At 65.4% G+C, this 20,316-nt stretch carries 18 protein-coding genes; 10 read left to right on the top strand and 8 right to left on the bottom strand.

What is annotated here, in order from left to right; all coding sequences use genetic code 11:
- Positions 1-10: 10 nt before the first annotated feature.
- From G5C50_RS26450 to G5C50_RS26420, 7 genes are all read left to right on the top strand, one after another.
- A complete protein-coding gene (locus G5C50_RS26450; RefSeq protein WP_165073982.1) occupies positions 11-463 on the top strand; it encodes a hypothetical protein in 453 nt (150 codons plus the stop codon).
- A gap of 88 nt (positions 464-551) precedes the next feature.
- Positions 552-2,042: a helix-turn-helix domain-containing protein gene (locus G5C50_RS26445; protein ID WP_165073981.1), complete on the top strand. Its 1,491-nt coding sequence runs from the start codon at positions 552-554 to the stop codon at positions 2,040-2,042.
- A 174-nt stretch (positions 2,043-2,216) separates the two neighbouring features.
- Complete coding sequence (locus G5C50_RS26440) at positions 2,217-2,777, top strand: hypothetical protein (RefSeq protein ID WP_165073980.1); 561 nt, start codon at positions 2,217-2,219, stop codon at positions 2,775-2,777.
- 99 nt (positions 2,778-2,876) lie between these two features.
- The gene (locus G5C50_RS26435) at positions 2,877-4,349 is read left to right on the top strand and encodes a M48 family metallopeptidase (RefSeq protein ID WP_165073979.1); all 1,473 of its coding nucleotides are present in this window, start codon (positions 2,877-2,879) and stop codon (positions 4,347-4,349) included.
- 1,011 nt (positions 4,350-5,360) lie between these two features.
- Positions 5,361-6,983: a sensor histidine kinase gene (locus G5C50_RS26430; RefSeq protein ID WP_165073978.1), complete on the top strand. Its 1,623-nt coding sequence runs from the start codon at positions 5,361-5,363 to the stop codon at positions 6,981-6,983.
- A gap of 63 nt (positions 6,984-7,046) precedes the next feature.
- Complete coding sequence (locus G5C50_RS26425; protein ID WP_240907375.1) at positions 7,047-8,447, top strand: sigma-54-dependent transcriptional regulator; 1,401 nt, start codon at positions 7,047-7,049, stop codon at positions 8,445-8,447.
- Positions 8,448-8,554: 107 nt separating this feature from the next.
- Positions 8,555-10,057 (top strand): hypothetical protein, encoded by a 1,503-nt coding sequence (locus tag G5C50_RS26420; protein ID WP_165073977.1) that lies wholly within the window; start codon positions 8,555-8,557, stop codon positions 10,055-10,057.
- A 468-nt stretch (positions 10,058-10,525) separates the two neighbouring features.
- Here G5C50_RS26420 and rnhA read toward each other — a convergent pair whose 3' ends face one another.
- A complete protein-coding gene (gene rnhA / locus G5C50_RS26415; RefSeq protein WP_165073976.1) occupies positions 10,526-11,017 on the bottom strand; it encodes a ribonuclease HI in 492 nt (163 codons plus the stop codon).
- Positions 11,018-11,143: 126 nt separating this feature from the next.
- Positions 11,144-11,752: a transcriptional repressor LexA gene (lexA, locus tag G5C50_RS26410; protein WP_165073975.1), complete on the bottom strand. Its 609-nt coding sequence runs from the start codon at positions 11,750-11,752 to the stop codon at positions 11,144-11,146.
- 280 nt (positions 11,753-12,032) lie between these two features.
- Here lexA and G5C50_RS26405 point away from each other — a divergent pair, with 280 nt between their 5' ends.
- On the top strand, positions 12,033-12,821 hold the full coding sequence (locus G5C50_RS26405) for a PIG-L deacetylase family protein (protein WP_165073974.1): 789 nt from the start codon (positions 12,033-12,035) through the stop codon (positions 12,819-12,821).
- Here G5C50_RS26405 and accD read toward each other — a convergent pair.
- A complete protein-coding gene (gene accD, locus G5C50_RS26400; protein ID WP_165073973.1) occupies positions 12,808-13,653 on the bottom strand; it encodes an acetyl-CoA carboxylase, carboxyltransferase subunit beta in 846 nt (281 codons plus the stop codon). The genes G5C50_RS26405 and accD overlap by 14 nt on opposite strands.
- 66 nt (positions 13,654-13,719) lie before the next feature.
- Complete coding sequence (locus G5C50_RS26395) at positions 13,720-14,331, bottom strand: histidine phosphatase family protein (protein WP_240907374.1); 612 nt, start codon at positions 14,329-14,331, stop codon at positions 13,720-13,722.
- A gap of 263 nt (positions 14,332-14,594) precedes the next feature.
- Here G5C50_RS26395 and G5C50_RS26390 point away from each other — a divergent pair, with 263 nt between their 5' ends.
- Positions 14,595-16,358 (top strand): DUF885 domain-containing protein, encoded by a 1,764-nt coding sequence (locus G5C50_RS26390; RefSeq protein ID WP_165073972.1) that lies wholly within the window; start codon positions 14,595-14,597, stop codon positions 16,356-16,358.
- Between the two features lie 89 nt (positions 16,359-16,447).
- Here the strand turns inward: G5C50_RS26390 and G5C50_RS26385 are convergent, their stop codons facing one another.
- From G5C50_RS26385 to G5C50_RS26375, 3 genes are all read right to left on the bottom strand, one after another.
- Positions 16,448-17,581, bottom strand: a complete 1,134-nt coding sequence (locus G5C50_RS26385; protein ID WP_206107867.1) for a hypothetical protein — start codon at positions 17,579-17,581, stop codon at positions 16,448-16,450.
- A 257-nt stretch (positions 17,582-17,838) separates the two neighbouring features.
- Positions 17,839-18,216, bottom strand: a complete 378-nt coding sequence (locus tag G5C50_RS26380; protein ID WP_165073970.1) for an FHA domain-containing protein — start codon at positions 18,214-18,216, stop codon at positions 17,839-17,841.
- Positions 18,213-18,761, bottom strand: coding sequence for an FHA domain-containing protein (locus G5C50_RS26375; RefSeq protein WP_165073969.1), 549 nt, complete (start codon positions 18,759-18,761; stop codon positions 18,213-18,215). Before G5C50_RS26375 ends, G5C50_RS26380 begins: the two co-directional genes overlap by 4 nt.
- Here G5C50_RS26375 and G5C50_RS32435 point away from each other — a divergent pair.
- Positions 18,760-19,047 carry a hypothetical protein gene (locus G5C50_RS32435; protein ID WP_206107866.1) on the top strand — a complete coding sequence of 96 codons (288 nt, stop codon included), beginning with the start codon at positions 18,760-18,762 and terminating at the stop codon, positions 19,045-19,047. The genes G5C50_RS26375 and G5C50_RS32435 overlap by 2 nt on opposite strands.
- 81 nt (positions 19,048-19,128) lie before the next feature.
- On the opposite strand, the gene G5C50_RS26370 is transcribed toward G5C50_RS32435, so the two are convergent.
- The gene (locus tag G5C50_RS26370; RefSeq protein WP_165073968.1) at positions 19,129-20,124 is read right to left on the bottom strand and encodes an NAD-dependent epimerase/dehydratase family protein; all 996 of its coding nucleotides are present in this window, start codon (positions 20,122-20,124) and stop codon (positions 19,129-19,131) included.
- Positions 20,125-20,316: the final 192 nt, after the last annotated feature.

Raw genomic sequence — 20,316 nt, 5'->3', positions numbered from 1 at the left:
GGGGGACGAGATGAAGGTACGCGACTGGAACGGGGTGGCGCGATTCGGTCTTCCCGGCTTGATCGTGGGCGTCGCCGTCTCCTGGCTGGCAGGGGCGCGAGGTCCGGAGCTGGCGGCCCAGACGGCGGCGGACGCCGGCGCCTTGCGGGGCGATTCGTCCCGGGGCTTCCCGGTCCGGCCGACGGCCGGCGGCGAAGCCGGCGGGACGATGGCCTTCGTCACGACCCCCCCGGGGAACCAGCAGGGCCAGTGGCTGTTTCTGGTCGACACGAAAGCGCAGGCGATGGCCGTGTACCGGGTCGACCCGAGCAACCCCAAGGGGATGCTGAAGCTGGAAGCCGCCCGGCGGTACGAATGGGACCTCAAGCTGGATCAGTACAACAACCAGGCGCCGGAACCCGGCGCCATCGAGGCGACGGTGAAAGCATCGTCTCCTGCCGGACGACCCACCAAGGACCGCTAGTCGGGAGAGCCTCGGCCACGGTCCTCGGCCCACTTTGGAATCGACCCCCCACGGCCCTCGGGCCGATATGATCGCGAGGACCCTATCCATGGCTCAGTTCTACACGCTTGAAGAAGCCGCCCGCGTCCTGGGGATGAGTCCTGAGGAACTGAAGGCGAAGGCTCAGTCCCGAGAAGTCCGCGCGTTTCTGGACGGCGGCACCTGGCGGTTCCGCGTCGCCGACGTGGATGAGCTCGCCCGCCGCCACGGCCTGGGAAGCGACGCCGAGCTGCGGCTCTCCGACCTGGAAGCCCCGGCCGCCAGCGCCGCCGACCTCGACGAGCTGGATCTCTCCGAGTTCCAGCTCGGCGCGGCCAAGCCGGACCTCGGCGCCGAGACGATGCACTTCGGCGTGACCGGCGACAGCGGATCCGGCGAGCACGACCTGATGATCGACGACCTGTCGGTCCCGCCCAACCCGGTGACCGGCTCCAGCTCGGTCATCATCGGCATGTCCACGAGCGGCAAGCGTCCCAGCGACTCCGACGTCCGCCTGGTCCCCGAATACAAGGGCGCCAGCGACTCTGACGTCCGGCTCGCCTCTCCCGGCCGCGTCCCGAGCGACTCCGACGTCACCCTCATCAAGGACGACACCTCGGAGCACATGCTGATCCCGGCCTCCGGCGCGTCCGACAGCGGCATCAGTCCCGGCCGCGTCGGCTCGTCGTCCGAGATGTCGGCCGCCTCGGCCGACAGCGACTTCGAGCTGAAGCCCTCCAGCGAGCAACTCGTCGACGCTCTCCAGCCCGAATCGGGCAGCGACTTCGAGCTGAGCGCTCTGGACGCCAGCGACGAATTCGAGGCGACCCCGCTGAAGCCGAGCGATTCGGACGTCACCGCGGCCGACCCGAACCTCTCCGGCATCAACCTGTCCCGGCCCAGCGACTCCGGCATCAACCTGCTGGGCGCTTTCAGCGGCGGCGAGTCGATCGAGCTGGCCCCGCTCAGCGACGAGGAACTCCCCACCAGCAAGGCCAGGCCGGCCGCCCCGTCCAAGCCCAAGCCCGGCCTGTCCGCCACGCCCCCGCCGGCCGTCGCCAAGGCCGAGAAGGATATCTTCGACGACACCGACTTCGAGGTCGACGCCGCCCTCGACGACGAGTCGGACGACAAGACCGTCCAGCTCAACGCCGGCAGCGACTTCGACCTGGAAGACAGCGACAGCGCCTCGGAAGTCTTCGCGATCGACGAGGAAGACGTCGACATCAACGCCGCCACGGCGATGGCCCCCTCGGGCATCACCGAGGACGACGACGAGGAAGACGACGGCTTCGACGACGCCGTCTCCAGCGAAATGGCGACCGCCTGGGCGTCGGACGACACCCCCTCGACCTCCTCGGCCTCGCCGGGCATGGTCATCTCGCGTGAGCCGGCCGCCGATTGGGACGGCCTCTCCGTGGGTCTGCTGGCCGCCGCCAGCTTCTTCGTCCTGCTCTCCTCGTTCCTGGCCTACGACCTGGTCCGGAACCTCTACGACTTCCACGAGGGAGGCGTCGCCTCCGGACTCGTCAAGTCGATCTCCGGCCTCGTCTTCCAATGATCGTCTCCGGTGGATTCCGGCCGCATCGGCCTTGCCCGATCGGCCGGAATCCGCTAAGACGACCCCGCTGAGCCCCGCGAGACGCCTTGACCCGTCACCTCCATTCGGACGCAGACGGGTCGCGTTGCGCATCCGCGCGACGATCGCGGACGGCCCCGGAGGGAATCGGGACGCATGACCCCCGCGCCGAGACGACGAGCCTGGTCGATCCTCGCGCTGGCCTGCGCCCTGACCGCGCCTGGATGCAACCAGTTCGGCTCTCGCCAGCGGCTGGAAGAGAGCCATCGCTACATTCAGGCTCTCCGTTCTGAGAACGATCAGCTCAAGGATCAGCTTCTCACCTACCGCAACCAGTACGACGACCTCTCCGAACGGTCGGTCGACGACAACCGCCGAGCCGTCGCTCAGGTCGAGACGATCGAGGGCCTGCGCCGGAGCGTCCACGCCTATCAGACGCAGCAAGACGAGCTGAAAACCGCCTTCCGCGAGCTTCGCGACAGCCTCCCCACCGCCGTCCGTTCCGTCCTGGCCGAAAAGGGCTCCCGAGTCGCCCTCGATGCTGATCGGGATCCGATCGACGAGGAAACCCCGCCTCCGGCCGAGCCCCCCACGCGCACCGAGCGTCGCAAGCCGCTGCCGACCGAGATGGAAGCCACTCGCCGACGTACCGACGGCTGGGCGCCAGCCTCGAGCAAACGACTCTCCGACGAGCCGGGTCTCGACCCCTCCCCTTGACGGCGGGCGGAAATCGTTCGGATAATTCGGCCGGCGAGATCTTCGTCCGGACGGTCGCCGTCCGCCCCTCTCAAGCCGTGACGCCCGCACCAGGATTCCATGATCCCCATCCCGTTTCTGATCGCCCTTTTTCTCGCTTTCGGCCTCGATGCGCCGGGGTCGCCGCCGGACGACGTCATCGCCACGACGATTCGAACGGTCGCCGCAAGCCTGGCCGTGGCCTCGGCCGCCTTCACCCTGGGACTCTGGACGGCCTGGCGCGTCCGAGGCAAGGGGTACGCGACCTCCCGCGTGCGGCGAGTCTTCTTCTATGGCTCGCGATTGGTCGCCGTTCTCACCCTGGCGGCCTTCGGCTGGATGATCCACGGCTGGGGGTGGGCCGGGGTCGTGAACGATTCCTGGGGATGGCGGGGCTCGGTCCTCGTCGACGACGTGCTGACGATCGCGCCGTTTCTGTTCATGCAGATCCTGACGTGGTGGGGCCTCTTTTACGGCGAACGGGCCATCCACGGGCTGCCGGTCTCGCACGCCTCCGCGCGGGTCGCAAGGCATCTCTACCTCAAGACGCGTCAGGCGCTGGCTTTGGCGATGCCGATCATCCTGATCTTCGTGCTTCGCAACGACGTCTTCGGACGGTTCTGGCCGGAAACGCGGGACGATCCGGCGGCCGAGACGGCCGAGCTGGCCCTGCTCGGGTTTCTGATCCTGGTCCTCTCGCCTCTGTTCATTCGGATGGCCTGGCCGACCCGTCCGCTCCCCGACGGGCCGCTCCGGAACCGGCTGGAGGCGATCTCGCGGCGGTCGGGCTTCCGTTGCAGCGACGTGCTGGTCTGGGACACCGACCACGCGATGGTCAACGCCTGCGTGACGGGCGTCCTGCCGAGGTTCCGCTACGTCTTGCTTTCCGACGCCCTCATCGACTCACTGACGCCGACGGAGATCGCCGCCGTTTTCGGCCATGAGATCGGCCACGTCGCGCACCGACACCTGCCGTTCTTTCTGTTCTTCTTCGTCGGCTGTCTGACGGTCCTGACGATGGCCTCCGACGTCTTCACCGGCCTCGAGGCCTGGATCTCGCACCTGACCACCGTCGATCCCTCGGGCCCGTCGACGGTTCGCGACGTCGTCGAGGGCCTGACGGTCGCCGTGGGGATCGGCGGAGTCTTCTGGCTCCTTTTCGGCCAGCTGTCACGCCGATTCGAGCGTCAGGCCGACGTCTACGGCTGCAAGGCGGTCTCCTGCGATTCGGAGGACTGCCCGCCCCACGTCGACCTGGAAGCCCTCGTCGACGACGGCCGTCCCATCGACCGCGTCTGTCCGACCGGCGTCCGGATCTTCGCCGACGCCCTGGCGACCGTGGCCCGCCAGAACGGCATCGATCCCGAGACCAAATCCTGGCGTCACGGCAGCATCGCGAGCCGCATCGCCTTCCTCCAGAAGCTCGCCGCCGCCCCCGAACGCGAGGCCGCCTTCCAGCGCCACGTCCGCCGCGTCCGCTACGGCCTCGCCGCCGGCCTGCTGGCCGTCATCGGAGTTGCTGGGGCTGCCCACTGGCTGGGGATGATCCGTTGAAGGACATGAACTGCCCCAGGTTAGTCGTTGGGTGAGCCGAGCCGCGCCCGCAGTCGAGCCGCTCCGTACTCTCCGCGAGTACAGAACTTGCAAGTGCAAAAGGGTGGTTTGCCCTTGGCGTCCGGAGAATATCGCCAGCCCACAACTTGCGGCAGCGAACGGACGCGATGGATCTCCTTTCCCGCGATCCGCCGAGGGATGATAACCTCCCATCCCTGCCGATCGTGCGATTCGGAGAAGGTCGCTGCGGCTACAGCGGCGGTAACCTCCTCGTGTGGACCGCCGTAATGCCCGATCCAAACCGATTCGAGGTCAGGGATACGGAAGTAGATTCCGACGATGGGACCCTGACCGCGGCGTTTCAACTCACGCAGCCACTGATGCGAAACGTAGAAATTTCGGGTTACTGGTACCGCGAAGACTCCGCCTGGGTGTGACGTGTTTGACCGACGGAGTCGGCTGATCCCATTGCCACGGATCTGGGCTGCAAGCGACTCAGCAGTCAAGTGAACGAACATCGGCATAGGCCGGTCCTCTTCAGAGATTGAAGTCGACCAGATGGACTTCCACTGAGGTAGCCCGGTTCAGCCTGGTGCGCCCGATTCGAGTTCGTAGATCATTCAGCAGAATTCGGCCGGTCTCCCCTTGCTCGATCATCTCGATGGCCCGAATCACCGAGAACGCCGGGTTTGGAGTTGAGAGCCAGATCTCACAAGGTATTCCGGCCGAATCACCTTGGCGAGTGCTCGATGCACCTCATCAACGTGGGAATCGCTGGGCTTGAGCTGATTCGTTACCTGTTTCATGACTTCATTTTAGCGTGTTTCGGCGCGCCTGTCCGTCAGTTTCTCGGAACGCTGAATTCGATCATCCCCGACTTCGCTCGACTGATTCTTGAGTCGGATTTGAGCGATTTCGGGAGTTCTGGTATAAGGTCTCGGCTCGACCCCGGTAGGACGAGGGGGAAAGCATCGGGAAGCTCGTGCGCGCCTGGGCGACAAGGAGGTCGTGATGGTCCGTTGGCCGATTCGCCTCAAGCTGATGGTCGGCCTTTGCGTGGTCGTCGGGATGATGCTCATCCTGATGGGGGGCTCGATCTTCGGGCTGCACGCGTTCCACGTCAGCAACCTCTCGCTCACCGACCAGCTTCGCGAGCTGGGGGCCTCCAAGGACCTCATCGAGGCCGTCTTCCGGCTCCACGCCCCTCGCGAGCGTACGGAAGAGGAGCGGGCCGCCCTCATTGACGTCGCGTCGACGGCCCGCGAAGCCCTCACGGGCTACTTTCAGGAACTCAAGCAGAACACAATGCGCGGCAACCGCGCCAACAGCGGACTGGATGAGCTAGGGCTCTCATTCCTGCTGGACGACGGTCTGGCGACGCTCCTCAACGAACTTCGACCGGAAGGTCCCGCCGTCGCACCAATGCTCCTCGGGACGACCTATTTCATCGCCCAGCACCCGGAGATGCTCCCCCAACTCGAACCGGCCGTCGACCTGCCGTCGCGGATCGAGCGGCTCAAGCACATCGTCATGCTGCTGCCCAAGGAACTGCACGAGGACTTCTTCGAGATCCTCTCGATGTCCAAGATGCAATACCAGGCGAGCCGGGTCATCGTCTGGACGGCGTCGCTGATCGTGCTGGCCATGCTCTGCGGTCTGATGGCCCTCTTCCAGCGCTGGGTGCTCAACCCGGTCCGGCTCCTCCAGCGAGGCGTACGGCGGGTCGCTCGGGGGTCGTTCGATTACAAGATCGACCTGAATTCGGGCGACGAGATGGAAGACCTGGCCGCCGCCTTCAACGAGATGACCGCCCGGATCAGCATGACCTACGCCGATCTCGAGCAGCAGGTCCACGAGCGCAGTCGACAACTCGTCCGTTCCGAGCGGTTGGCGGGCGTGGGTTTCCTCGCCGCGGGGGTGGCCCACGAAATCAACAACCCGCTGGCCTCGATCGCCTTCTGCTCCGAGGCCCTGGAGAATCGCGTGGGGGCGCTCGCGGGTTCGGCCGACGATCCCGACCATCGGGTGATCTCCAACTATCTGAAGATGATCCAGGAAGAGGCCTTCCGGTGTAAGAACATCACCGAAAAGCTCCTCGACTTCGCCCGCTGCGGCGACATCAAGCGCGAGCGGTCAGACCTCCCCAGCCTGATCCAGGGGGTGGTCGACATGATCCGGCACATCGGCAAGTACCGGGGGAAGACGATCCTCTTCCAGCCCAAGGAGGCCGTGCTGGCCCACGTCGACAGCCAGGAGATCAAGCAGGTCGTCCTGAACCTCGCGGTGAACGCGCTGGAGTCGATGGACGCCGGCGGGACGCTGCGGATCGACGTCCGCTACGACCACGGCATGGCGGAGATCAGCTTCGTCGACAACGGCTGCGGGATGCCCCCCGACGTCCTGGAGAACATCTTCGAGCCCTTCTTCACCCGCCGCCGCGACGGCAAGGGGACGGGTTTGGGGCTCTCGATCACGCATCGGATCGTCAATCAGCACCACGGCGAAATCACCGCGACCAGCCAGGGCGTCGGCAAGGGATCGACCTTCCGCGTTCGGCTGCCCATACACCCGTCCGAGAAGGCCGAAGCCCTGGGCGACAGCGAGACTCGAGGCTCGCACGTCCACGCCGCATGACGCCCCGCGACGACACGAAACAAACGGAATTGCCAGGCTCGGGAAGAGGTCAGGGAGGAAGCCATGATCGACAAGTCGCATCGGGGAGGTTTGCGGATCCTGTTCGCCGACGACGAGGCGCACCTCCGCGACTTGATGCAGATGGAACTGCCCCGACTGGGCCACGAGGTCACCGTCTGCCCCGACGGCACCGCCGCGTTGAAAGCTCTGGAACGTAGCAGCTTCGACGTCGCCCTGCTCGACATCCGTATGCCCGGGATCACGGGGATCGACGTTCTCACCCAGATTAAGCAGCTTAGCCCTGAGACCCAGGTCATCCTTCTGACCGGCCACGCCACGGTCGACACGGCCGTCCAGGCGCTGCGGCTCGGCGCCTTCGACTATCTGACCAAGCCCTGCAAGTGGGCCGAGCTGGAGGTGATCCTCAACCGGGTCGCCGAGCGCCGGGACCTCGCGAACAAGACCGTCGCGCTGGAGAGCCGGCTCAAGGCGGCCGAGGGCGCCCCGCTGATCATCGGCGATACGCCGGCCATGCAGCAGGTTAAGCGACTCATCGACACGATCGCCCCCACCGACGCCACGGTGATGATCCTGGGCGAGACCGGCACCGGCAAGGAGCTGGTCGCACGCAACGTCCACGATCGCAGCGAGCGTTCCCAGCGCGTCTTCATCCCGGTCAATTGCGGGGCCCTTCCGGAGAACCTCGTCGAGAGCGAGCTGTTCGGGCATCGCAAGGGAGCCTTCACCGGGGCCGAGACCAACCGCAAGGGGCTGTTCGAGGTCGCCAACGGCGGCACGCTGTTCCTCGACGAAGTGGGTGAGTTGGACAAATCCGTCCAGGTGAAGCTGCTCCGCTTCCTGGAGTGCGGCGAGATCCGCCGCGTCGGCGAGAACGAGCCGTTTCGCGTCGACGTCCGGGTCGTCTGCGCCACCAACCGCGACCTCCGGGAAATGGTCGCCAACGACCAGTTCCGCGAGGACCTCTTCTTCCGGCTCAACACCTTCGAGATCATCCTGCCGCCGCTTCGGGACCGTCGTTACGACATCCCGGAGCTGGCCCGACACATGATCTCGCGCTACGCGGCCCGCCGTGGGCTGACCGAGACCTCCATCTCGCCCGAGGCCGTCGAGGTCCTCACGGCGCACAACTGGCCGGGCAACATCCGTGAGCTGGCCAACGCCGTCGAACGCGCCCTGATCCTCGCCGGCAACGGGCCGATCCGTCCCGAACACCTGCCGACCCAGCTTCCGGCCAAGAACCGTCCCCAGGCCGGGGCGTCGCAGGCTGTCGGCGGTCCGCATTTCGCGATTCCGGAAGGCTCGCCCACTCTCCGAGACATCGAAATGAGCTACATCCAGGTCGTTCTGGAGAAGCACAACGGCAACAAGCCGGCCGCTTCCAAGGAGCTGGGAATCAGCCTCAAGACGCTCTACAACAAGATCAACCAGCTTCAGCAGATGTGAAATCGGCGGGGGCGACCCTCCCATGGTGCTCGATTCCCTTCGCCACGCCGCCCGTCTACGATGACAGTCGAGGCGTTTCAGAGGCGTCGTGCGGAAGGGAGGCAATCATGGATCGGGGATTCCCTCGTCGCGATTTCTTGCGCTCGGCTTCGGTCGCGGGCGCCGCGCTGGGCGGCTGGGAGCGGCTCGGGCTGGCCGCTGGTGCGGAAGAGGCCAGGGTCCGGCCTGATCTCGTGCGGCTCCGGCCTGAGATCGAGCCGGTCGTCCGCTGGATCGAGGAAACTCCGCGCGACGGGGTTTTCGAGAAGGCCGTCGCCGAGTTGAAGGGGGGGCTTTCGTACCGACTTTTGCTGGGCGGGCTGTTCCTGGCCGGCGTCCGGAACATCCAGCCTCGACCGGTGGGGTTCAAGTTCCACGCCGTGATGGTCATCAACTCGGCCCACTACCTGGGCCAGTCCGCGCCGGTGTCGGACCGGCTTCTCCCCCTCTTCTGGGCTCTCGACAACTTCAAGAACTCCCAGGCCAAAGACGTGGCCGAAGGGGACTGGTCGCTAGGACCCGTCGACGAGGCCCGGGTGCCGAAGCCCCACCAGGCGAAGGAGGCCTTCGTCCGCGCGATGGAGGCCTGGGACGTGGACGGAGCCGACGTCTCGGTCGCCGGCCTTTGCCGGGCCGCCGGCGCGGCCGAGGCGATGGAGCCGCTCTGGCGGATGGCCGTTCGCGACCAGCGCGACATCGGTCATAAGGCGATTTTCGCCGCCCAGAGCTGGCGGACCCTCCAGGCGATCGGCTGGGAGCACGCCGAACCGGTCCTGCGATGCCTGGCCTACGCGATGCTCGACCACGGCAACGACAAGCCCGTTCCCGTCGGCCCCTATGAGGAAAACCTTCGCAACGCCTCGAAGATCGGTCCCGACTGGCAGGCCGGCAAGCCCGACCCCGCGGCCACGATCGCTCTGCTGGAGGCGCTTCGCGAGGCCTCGCCCGAGGAGGCGTCCGCGAAGGTCGTGGAGATGCTGGGGCAGGGGATCGCTCCCGGCTCGATCTGGGATGCTGCGCTCCTCTTCGCGGGCGAGTTGATGATGCGGAATTCCGGCATCATCGCCGTCCACGCGACCACCGCCGCGAACGCGCTCCACTTCATCTACGGCGCCAGCGGCGACGAGACTACCCGCAAGCTGGCCCTCCTTCAGGCCGTCGGCTGGCAGCCGCTTTATCGTGAGCGGGTCAAGAGCCCGACCCCCGTGAAGATCGACGCCATCACGGAAGAGACGGCCGCCTCGACCGGTCCCGAAGCCGTCGAACGGATCTTCGACGCCGTCGGCCGCGACCGGGCCCGCGCCGCGGCCGAGACGATCGCGTACCTCACACGCGGAGGCTCGCCGCTCGCCGTCTTCGACACGGCCTCGAAGATGATCTTCCGCAAGGCGACGGACAGCCACGACTACAAATACGGCGCGGCGATCTGGGAAGAATCCCTGAACGTCAGCGACCCGAGATGGCATCCCCGACTCGCCGCCGCCGCGATGTACTACTTACCCGGGGCGAGGAAGCCGGACAGCCCCCTCATGATCCGCGCTCGCGAGGCCGTTTCCGGCGTCCTCGGCTGACGGCGTAATCTCGCGTCAGTAATCGGATTCTGGTCGTATCCTCCTACTTGGAAGAGTCGCCCTGGCACCGCCCCATCCGGGGTGAGACCAGGGCGGCTTTGACGGCACGAGGATCGACGCGGAATGACCAAACAAACCCAATCGCCGCAAGACCGGGATTCACGCAGGCCGATTCCTTGCTGTGGTTTGCGTCACGTGGGGTCGGCCTGCGCGGTCAGCGGTCGAACCCAATCGAACCCGAACCCGCCGCGAGACTCGGCCAGCCGTCTCATGACGCCGCGGCCCGACACTCCCCGGATCAAGGGGTTGGCTCGACGCGTGGCGGAATCGAGAACGGCATCGGCGAAAATGGACGATCGAAGCCGATCGCGGGTTTACCGAGGATCATGCAAGGCGTTTCTGGGTAAGATTTTGCGATGCGCGGGGGCGTGCGGTCCACTCCGCAATCAAAGCCAATCGAAGCCGCCGTCAAACCGGTCGGCCGTTGCGTTTGAGTTCCTTGTAAGCTTCGACAGCCATGCGATCGCAGGCTTCGTTCTCGACGTGGCCTCGGTGGCCGAGAACGTGGGTGACGCGGACGTCATGGGCGGCGAGCAGTTCGTCGAGCCGCTTCCAGAGGTCCACGTTCATTACGGGCTTGAGGGCGTTCCCCTCTTTCCGCTGCCAGCCCCGGCGCTTCCAGTTGGGCATCCACTCCTTGATCCCCTTGGCGACGTACTGGCTGTCCGTCACCAGCTCGACGGTGCATCGCCGCTTCAGCGAGGCGAGCCCCTCGATCGGGCCGGTCAACTCCATCCGGTTGTTCGTGGTCTCCCACTCGGCGCCGGCCTCACTGCGCTCCTGGCCGCTGGCGGGATGCTGGAGGATGTAGGCCCAGCCGCCAGGGCCGGGGTTGCCGCTGCAGGCGCCGTCGGTGAAGAGCTTGACAAGGTCGGCGGGGGCGGAGGCGTCCGGTTCCATGGGCTTGATGCGATCCTTCCAGGTCCGCCCGCAAAGGGGCGGTTCGACGGGCCGAGCTGGGGGACGTCCCCCAACCGGCCCTCGATGATCCGGACGCCGCCGGACGCCGTCAAGCCGGACGGGCGGTCAGTACTTGCGGACGACGCCGACCAGCACGCCGAGGATGTCGACGTGATCGCGGAAGATCGGCTTCATGGTGCGGTTGGCCGGTTCGAGGCGGACGCGTCCCCGGTCTCGAAAGATCTTCTTGAGGGTCGCCTCGCCGTCCTCGTCGCGGACCGCCACGATCTGACCGTCGCGAGCCTGGTCCTGTTGCTTGATCACGACGTAGTCGCCGTCGGCGATGTGCTCTTCGATCATCGACTCGCCGGTCACCCGGAGGGCGAATTTGCCGCCGTCCTCGACCCAGTCGGAAAAGGTCAACTCGTCGTCCTGCTCGATCGCCTCGATCGGCTGGCCGGCGGCGATCCGACCCACCAGCTTCAACCCGCCCGCCGGCTGAGCCGTGGTGGGGTCGTCCAGAAGCTGGATCGCGCGCGACATGTTGGGCTCGCGGTGGATCAAGCCCTTCTTCTGCAGTGCCTTCAGGTGGCACATCACGCCGTTAGGGCTCTTGATCTGAAAATGAAGACCGATTTCCCGCACCGTGGGACCGTAGCCTCGTCCTTGAATCTTGCTCCTGATGAAGCTGTAGATCTCGCGTTGCCGCGATGTGAGCGAGTCGAGGTCGGCCATGGTGGGCTCCGTTCGGGTGGGGTCGCAAGACGGCCGGGCAGCCCGTCGGGGCATGGAAATAAGCGCAGCGGACGGGCGATCACTACCTGGCCCTTTGTGGGTAATGTACAGCGGTCGTCTAGCGCACGCCAATACATTTTTCGGCTACAACCCATCCATCCCTTGCACGGACTTCTGAATTGGAGCGCAACATCATCCCGATTCTTGCTTTAGGCGTACTCCCTGGGGTACCCTGAGCCGGTTCTTTTTTCCACCGCCGACGGATTCGGACCCATCACCGATGCACACACAAAAGCGCATTTTGGCCATCCACGCCCATCCCGACGACGTCGAATTTCAGTGTGCGGGGGCTCTGGCTCTGCTCCTAAAGAGTGGCCACGCTGTGACGATCGCCACGATGACTCCGGGCGATTGCGGCAGCGCCGAGCACGATTGCGAGGCGATCGCCGCCATCCGCCGCGCCGAGGCCAAGGCGGCGGCCGACCTGATCGGGGCCGAGTATCTCTGCCTGGAATTCCGGGACCTGGCCATCTTTAACGACGACGAGTCGCGACGGCGCGTGACGGAGGCCGTTCGGCGGATTCGGCCCGACGTGATCCTGACTGCTCCGCCGGTCGACTACCTCTGCGACCACGAGATGACCAGCCTGCTGGTTCGCGACGCCTGCTTCGCGGCCGGTTGTCCGAACTACGCGACCCGGCAGTGGGAGCCGGCGAAGGCGATCGACTACATCCCCCACCTGTATTTCGTCGACTCACTGGAAGGGATCGACCGCGACGGTCGCCCCTTGCCGGTGGCCTTCCACGTCGACGTGACCGACGTCTTCGAGACCAAGCGTGAAATGCTCGCCTGCCACGCCAGCCAGCGGGAGTGGCTGCTGCGGCAGCACGGGATCGACGAGTACCTGGAGAGCCAGAAGCGCTGGGGCGAGGTCCGCGGGAAGGAGATCGGCGTCGATAAGGCCGAGGGCTTCCGCCAGTACCTCGGCCATCCTTACCCGCACGACAACCTGTTGCTCGACCTGCTCGGACAGGACGGCAAGGGGGGGAAGACTGTCAGGCTGTCGTGAAGTCGATGAGCTGGGCGATCAGGCTCTTGAGGTCTCGGCGATGAACGATCCGATCGACGAAGCCGTGCTGGAGGTGGAACTCGCTGGTCTGGAAGCCCTCGGGGAGTCGCTCGCGCACGGTCTGCTCGATGACCCGGGGGCCGGCGAAGCCGATGAGGGCTTTCGGTTCGGCGATGATGATATCGCCCAGCGAGGCGAAGCTGGCGGCGACCCCTCCCATTGTGGGATGGGTCAGGACGCTGATGAACAGGCCCCCCGCAGAGCGATAGCGTCCCAGAGCCGTGGAGACCTTGGCCATCTGCATCAAGGAGTAGATCCCCTCGTGCATCCGGGCCCCGCCGCCGGAGCCGGAGACGATCACCAGCGGCAGCTTCTGGCGAGTGGCCTCCTCAACGGCGCGGGTCAGCTTCTCGCCGACGACCGAGCCCATGCTCCCCATGATGAAGCCGCTGTCGGTGATGCCGAAGACGATGCGGCGGCCCTTGATGAAGCCCTGGCCGACAAGTGCGGCCTCGTTGAGCCCGGTCCGCGCTTGCTCGGCCTTGACCCGTTCGGGGTAAGGCCGGCGGTCGTCGAACTCCAGAGGGTCGGCCGGCTTGAGGTCGGAGAACCAGTCCTCGAAGGTGTCGGTGTCGAGGAGTTGGCGGATGCGGTCCTGAGCCGTCAGGGGCATGTGGTGGTTGCATTCCGGGCAGACGCTGAGGTTCTGCTCGACCTGCTTGCGGAAGAGGGTCGCGCCGCAGCCGTCGCAGCGCATCCAGACGCCTTCGGGGACGCGCTTGGCTTCGAAATGCCCATGCCAGGCGTGCAGGGGTCCTCCTTTGGCGGCCATGGGCGATCTTACTCCTGTAGGAACGGTGCAGGGGAGCCCCCAGGTCACACCGGCGGGGCGATCTTGTCAAGAGGAGCCGTTGCCGCCGAGGACGTCGGCGTGGACCTCGATCCGCTCGAAGCCGCAACAGGGGAGGAATTCGTCGAGCTGGAGTCGGGGGACGCGTTTCAGGTAAGCGGCGATCAGGCGGCCCAGCGGCTCGCCGGCGACCAGCCCGAACGCCTCGGACTGGTGGCGGCGGAAAAGAGGGCGGAAGGCCGCCCGGACGCGTTCCATCGCCTCCTCGATCGTCTCGCCCTGGGGTGGTCGAATGGTCCGAGGATCGTCGATCCACTGCCGGAAGAGGCGAGTGTTTCGACGGCGGATCTCCTCGATCTGGAGGCCCTGCCAGAGCCCCTGGTCGAGGTTGCGGAACTCATCGATCCGCTTGGGACGCAGCCCCAACGCCTTACCGACGATCTCGGCCGTGCGAACCACGCTCTCCCCCGGCCCGCAGTAAAGGGCCGCCAGGCGAGGAGCGTCTCCACGGGCGGCGAGGCGCTCGGCCAGCCGGTCGACCTCGGAGCGGCCCTGTTCGCTGAGGGGGATGTCGAGAACGCCCTGGACGCGGTTCTGCTCGTCGTAGAGCGTCGCGCCGGGGCGGATGAGCAAAACCTGCGATGACATCAACGCGGCCATCGTTACTCGTCGTGAATCGGCCCGGGGCGACGGAAGCGACGTCGGGTCCTCCCGTCAATCGGAGGCCCTTCGCGCGGCCGGCGGGAGGGTGGAGGGCTGGTGTCTTCTGGACGGCGAGCCCGCAAGTAGGTCGCCGTGTTCGCAGGCTGAGCCTTCAATTTGACGGGGCTTCGCACCTCATCGTATCGTCTCGTTCTACCATCCAGGATCAATTCTGACAAGGTTCTCAGCCGGCCCGCTCGGGTCGAGGAAAGGGAGCTGCCATGTTACGCCCGCTCGTGTCGTCCGCGGTGATCATCATGGCGTGTGCGGGGGTCAGGGCTGGCGAGGTCTCGGAGGACGCCCGTCTTCAGTCGCTCTTCGCCGCCTTCCTCCAGGAGACGTTCCGTCGCGAGCCCACGACGGCGACCCAGCTTGGAGAGCACGCCTACGACGACCGCCTCGACGACGTCTCCCCCGAGTCGCGCCGGTCCAATCTCGAATTCCTGAAAACGACCCTCGAACGGATCAAGAAGGAGATCAATCCCGCGGAGCTTTCGGCCGCGGGGAAGGTCGATCTCGACGTCTTCCGCCGCCACCTGGAGTCGTCGATCTGGCTTCGCGAGACGTTCGACCCGTTCCGTGACGATCCCCGCGTCTACGGCGAATACGTCAACGGCAGCGTCTACCTGCTGCTGACGCAGTCCACGCTCCCTCGCGAAGTGAACAAGCGGAACGCCCAGAAGCGGATCGAGCAGGCGCCGGCGATTCTGGAGACCGCCCGGAAGACGATCGGCAAACCTCCCCGCGTGAAGGTCGAGACGGCCATCCGTCAGGCTGAGGGGGCCGTCTCCTTCTACCAGGGCGAGTTGTTCGTCCTGGCCGGCGACAAGCCCGGCGAGGGCGACCTGGCCGCCCCCGCCGCCAAGCTGGCTGAGGCTCTGAAGAGCTATGTCGCCTTCCTCAAGGCCGACGTTCTCCCCCGGAGCGGCGAGGAGTGGCGGATCGGCCGGGAGAAGTTCGTCAAGAAGCTCGACTACGAGCTGGACGCCGGGCTTTCCGCCGACGAGGTCCTCGCCGAGGCCGAGAGCGAGGCGACGCGCGTTGAGAACGAGATGGCCGTCTTCGCCCGGCATCTCTGGGCCGAGTATTTCCCCGGCGTGGTCGTCCCTCCCGATGACGAGGCCGGGCGCCGCGAGATGACGCGGCGAGTGCTTGCCAAGATCGGCGACGACCATGGGACGGCCGAGACGCTGGTGTCGGACGCGAAGGGGACCGTCGCCGCCATCAAGGAATTCATCCGGGCCCGCAAGATCCTGGCTCTCCCCGAACCCGATCAGTGCCGGATCATCGAGATGCCCGAGTTCATGCGGGGCAATTCAGTCGCCTACCTCAACCCCGCGCCGCCGCTCGATCCGAAGGGGTCCAGCGAGTACGCCATCAGCCCGCCCCCGAGCGACTGGAGCCCCGAGCGTGCTGAGAGCTTCCTGCACGAGTACAACAAGGCGATGCTTCAGGTCCTCACGATCCACGAGGCGTATCCGGGCCACTACGTCCAGCTCGAATACTCGAACCGGTGCCCGAGCTTCATCCGCCGGGTGCTGTCGTCGGGGACGTTCGCCGAAGGCTGGGCCGTCTACACTGAGCAGATGATGCTCGATCAGGGATTCGGGGGCGGCAGCCTCCCCCTGCGGCTTCAGCAGTTGAAGTTCTATCTTCGGGCTGTGGTCAATGCGATCCTCGACAACAAGATGCACTGCGCGGGGATGACCGACGACGAGGCTCGCGAACTCCTCGTCGGCCGCGCCTTCCAGACCGACGGCGAGGCGACGGGAAAGATCATCCGGTCGAAGCAGTCGTCCTGTCAGCTTTCGACCTACTTCGTGGGGCGGACGGCGTTCTACCGGCTGCGAAAGTCGATCCAGCGGGAGATGGGCGACAGGTTCGACCTGGCGAAGTATCACGAGGCCGTCCTGTCCGAGGGGACGATTCCGGTGAAGCATCTGCCAAGTCTGACGCGGACCAGGCTTGGGCTGGAGGTGCGTTGAATTCGCTGACTCCACCGCGCATGAGAAGGCCCCGCCGGGAACCGAGAGGCTCGCGGCGGGGCTGGTGGTTTACGCTCGACCAAGCCGGATCAGGGCTGGGGCGCCGGCGGGGCGGGGGTGTTGGGCCGGGGCTTGCCCTCGACCGAGTCGCCGCTCATCGCCGAGAAGAAGTCGTGGGGGTGAGCCTTGTAGCTCGGGGTCCCCTCCGGGAGCTTCAACTGAGCCAGGAGCTTGTCGCGGGCGGAGTCCATGGCCGGGAAGAGCTCGGAGTAGGCGGTGCGCTGCTCGGGCGTCTCGGCGGGACCGAACCGCAGGTTGAAGGTGTGCATAAAGCCGAGCAGATCGCTGAGGCTCGTCTTGTCGATCTTCTTGAGTTCGTCGAGGACCTGTTCGACCTTGGGCTTCTCCAGCATCCGGGTCATGGCGACGATGGTCTTGGCGAAGTTCATCGCCTGGATGTCGTCGGGGTTGTTGCCCCGGGGCATCTCCGTGACCTTGTCCTTGATCCGCTTGGCGACGCCGCGGAGCTGAGACAGGGTATCGGGAGAGAGGTCGCCTTCCTCGTCTTCCTTGCGGGCCTGGGCGACGAGCTTCTCGAAGTCCTTCTGCTCGGGCTCGAAGCGAGCCTCGCGAAGCCGGTTGGGCCAGGTCGCGGCCTGACGGATGCCGTCCAGGCTGAGGGTGATCGCCTCCGAAGCGTTGACGAAGGGGATCTGGCGGATGAGCTTCGCGTCGATCGGTGCATCAACGCTCCGAATCGCCGAGGGCGGGATCCGCGGGTCGGCCAGCTGGTCGAGGACCGCGTTCAGGGCGTCGCCCTGCTGGACGTCTCGGGCGGTGGGGTTGTTGATGACGCGGTCCATGTTCTGGTTGTACGCATCACGGTTCTTCGCGAGATTGTTGTCGCGACGGCCGTAATACTGACGGGTCGCCTCTTTCTGCGACTCGTAAACGTACTGGTTCCACCGCATCACGGTGTCAGTGTTGATCGAGTTGGCGACGGCCGTCTGCTCGTTGTAGATGCCGGCGCCCATGGCCAACGTGCCGAGGCCCTGGGCGACGCTCCCCGCGTAAGTGGAGCCGGCGCCCATGCCCATTCCCCACCCGCCCCAGCCCCAGCCGCCGTAGCCGCCGTAGCCGCCGTAGCCCCATTGCGCGCGGCACTCAGGGGCAGAGAAGGACAGGGCGATCGCCAGCCCCAGGGCGGGGATCGTTCGTTTCATCATGATCTCTTCCTCTCGGATGACGTCAGCGACGGCGAGGCGAAATCGACGGTGCGAATCGGATTCCGACGCGGCCCCATCCTGAAAGGACTGGGGGATCGCCACAACGTTGCAGTCCAAACGTCGCGAACGGGCGCACGGCCCATTGATCCTATCGTAAACCGTTTCTCGAACTATAACACCGCGGCCGTTGAAATCCACACAGCGGCACTGTTGGCGGGGATGATCCCGGCGAGCGGGCGTGCATCATCCGCAGATCAGACGTCGTCGAGGGGGACGAGGTCGATCTCAGGCAGTTGGTCGGCGGCAGGGCGGGCAGGACTTGGAGGCGTCTTCGTCGGGGCGTCCGCGTCTTGCTCGACGCGGAAGATCAGGGGACCGATCGCGACTTCGTCGCCGCGGAAGAGCTGCGTCTCAACGACCTCGCGACCGTTCACGCGCAGGCCGTTGCGGCTCCCCAGGTCGCGCACGATGAGCCGATCGTAGGCCAGGGCGATGCAGCAGTGGCGTCTCGACACCTTGGGAAGGTCCAGCCGGAGGTCGCATTCAGGATGCCGGCCGACCAGGTAGATCGGCCGCTGCAGCACGACCGTCGGCCCACTCCCCTTGACGATCGGCGTCAACCTAAAAGTCATTCCGACGCCCCCTGGCCTTGGGAACTCGACATCCCGACGGGAGTCGGGTGCGGCGGCTCGTCGTCGTCGTCCATCCGGACGATCACCTGGATTCGGCAGCGGCTCGCAACTGAGGGAGGCAAAATCTTGCGCACGGCAGCAGCCAGGGCGTTCTCATCAGGTCGATAAGTCGGTCGACCGCCGTTCCGGACCATGACCTCAGCCGGCTCACGCACGTCACGGATGGGGTCGGACGACGAATCCGCAAGCGTCTTATCGTGCCCCGAACCATCGTCGAGTCGATAGCGAATGTGGGCGATCGACAACTCGTCGCCGGGTTTCAGGCGGCCGATTTCCACGCGTTGGCCGTTGATCCGGATTCCGTTGGTGCTTCCCAGATCTCGAATCAGCAGTTCGCCGTTCGTGTGGGTCATACAGCAGTGATGGCGCGAGACGCGGAGGGAATCCAGACGCGCGTCGCACGCAGGATGGCGCCCGACCACGACCATGGCCTGATTCAGGTCAATGTCTGGACCGTCGTCAAGGGCCACGAGACGGGCGTTCATGAGACAGCATCCTGGAACGACTCCAACCGGAGGGGTATTGTTCGACCCCTGCGGTGGATTGACCGAAGAAATCATTCTAAACCCGGCGGGACTCTCTCATCCATCAGAAAAAAACACCCGTCAGTGCGGGGATGACGCGATCTCGCCGCGTTCGATGCGAGTTTGGCGGCCCAATTCCTTCAACGCGAGGCACGAGCAAATCCGTGAGCTGACTTCCGCAAAAAGACTCGAATTTCATCGTCAAACTGATTTAGAATTGCTTTTTAACAGCGACGTGCACGTTTGAGCAAACAAAATAGTTGAAGCATGAACGTCTTGGTGTTTGATGTTGATCAACCGCATCAGAATTCAGACATCGTATTAGCTCTTATCGGTTGTTCCTCTCTTGAAGCTGCAACCAGGCGACCGAGTCCGCCAGCGACCGAGCGATCGGTCGCGGGGTGAGCTCCAACTCGCGAAGGCTGCGTGACACGTCAAAGTGCATGATTCGACGCGCCAGTTTGACTCCCGTCACGGAGGCTTTGGGGGGCTTTCCCGTTACATGGTCCGCCCAGAACTCGCTGAGATAGGCAAATCCTAGGCCGAAAGCATATGGAACTCGACGGCGAGGTGCGGGAATTCCCGTGATCTGAGAGAGGATGGCCATTAATTCGGCAAGTGAGAGATTTGCCGCCCCCAAAAGATAGCGTCTTCCGGGGCGGCCGACTTCCAGGACCCGCAATAGACCGAGGGCGACGTCGCGGACGTCGATGAGGTTCAATGTGCAGTCGATGAAGGCGGGGAGAGCGCCGCGACAGAAGTCCATGATCAATCGGGTCGGCGGCGATGGGCCTCGGTCGCCCGGTCCAACGGGCATGGTCGGGTTGGCGACGACCACCGGCCGACCTTCGCGGGCCAGTTTCATCGCGTGATTCTCAGCGCGGAGTTTCGAGAGGCAGTAGGGACCGACGGCGTCAGACTCGACGATCTCGACGTCCTCGTCGATCAGTCCTGAAGCATTCTCTTTGGTCAGGATGCTTTCCGTACTTGTGTGCAGAATACGCTCGGCGCCGACTTCGAGTGCCGCGTCGAGAACGTTGACCGCTCCGACGTTGTTCACCGCGTCGAACTCGCGGCGGTCCCGCAGCCAGAGGTTGGGGTTGGCGGCCAGATGATAGACGAACCGGCTGCCACGAAGGGCGTCCGCAAGGCCCTCGCGACGACGGACGTCGGCGAAGAGCACCTCGACCCCTGACGGAAGGTGGCTGACGTCCGCTCCAGGTCTTTCGACGACGCGAACGGCGCGGCCGAGGCTCGTCAGCAACTCCACGAGGTGGCTGCCAATGAACCCTGCGCCTCCGGTGATTGTCGAAAGCCCGCTCATGAGCCCTCGATTCCTTTCACGCCACCTCGCTTGTAGCATGGGCGCGACCGCACCCATCTGACGAGCGTTGATGTACCACTCTTCCGAGGCGACAAGATGTCTAACAAACCCTGCTTTATCAAGGCCGTTTCGCGCGTCGTCGCGCTGTTCGTCGGGTCTGCGATCCTCCTCGCGATGTCGGCGAGGACGGCC

Origin of the sequence: Paludisphaera rhizosphaerae (assembly GCF_011065895.1) — a bacterium.
GTDB classification, from domain to species: Bacteria; Planctomycetota; Planctomycetia; order Isosphaerales; family Isosphaeraceae; genus Paludisphaera; species Paludisphaera rhizosphaerae.
This window is presented reverse-complemented; position numbering and strand designations above follow the sequence as displayed.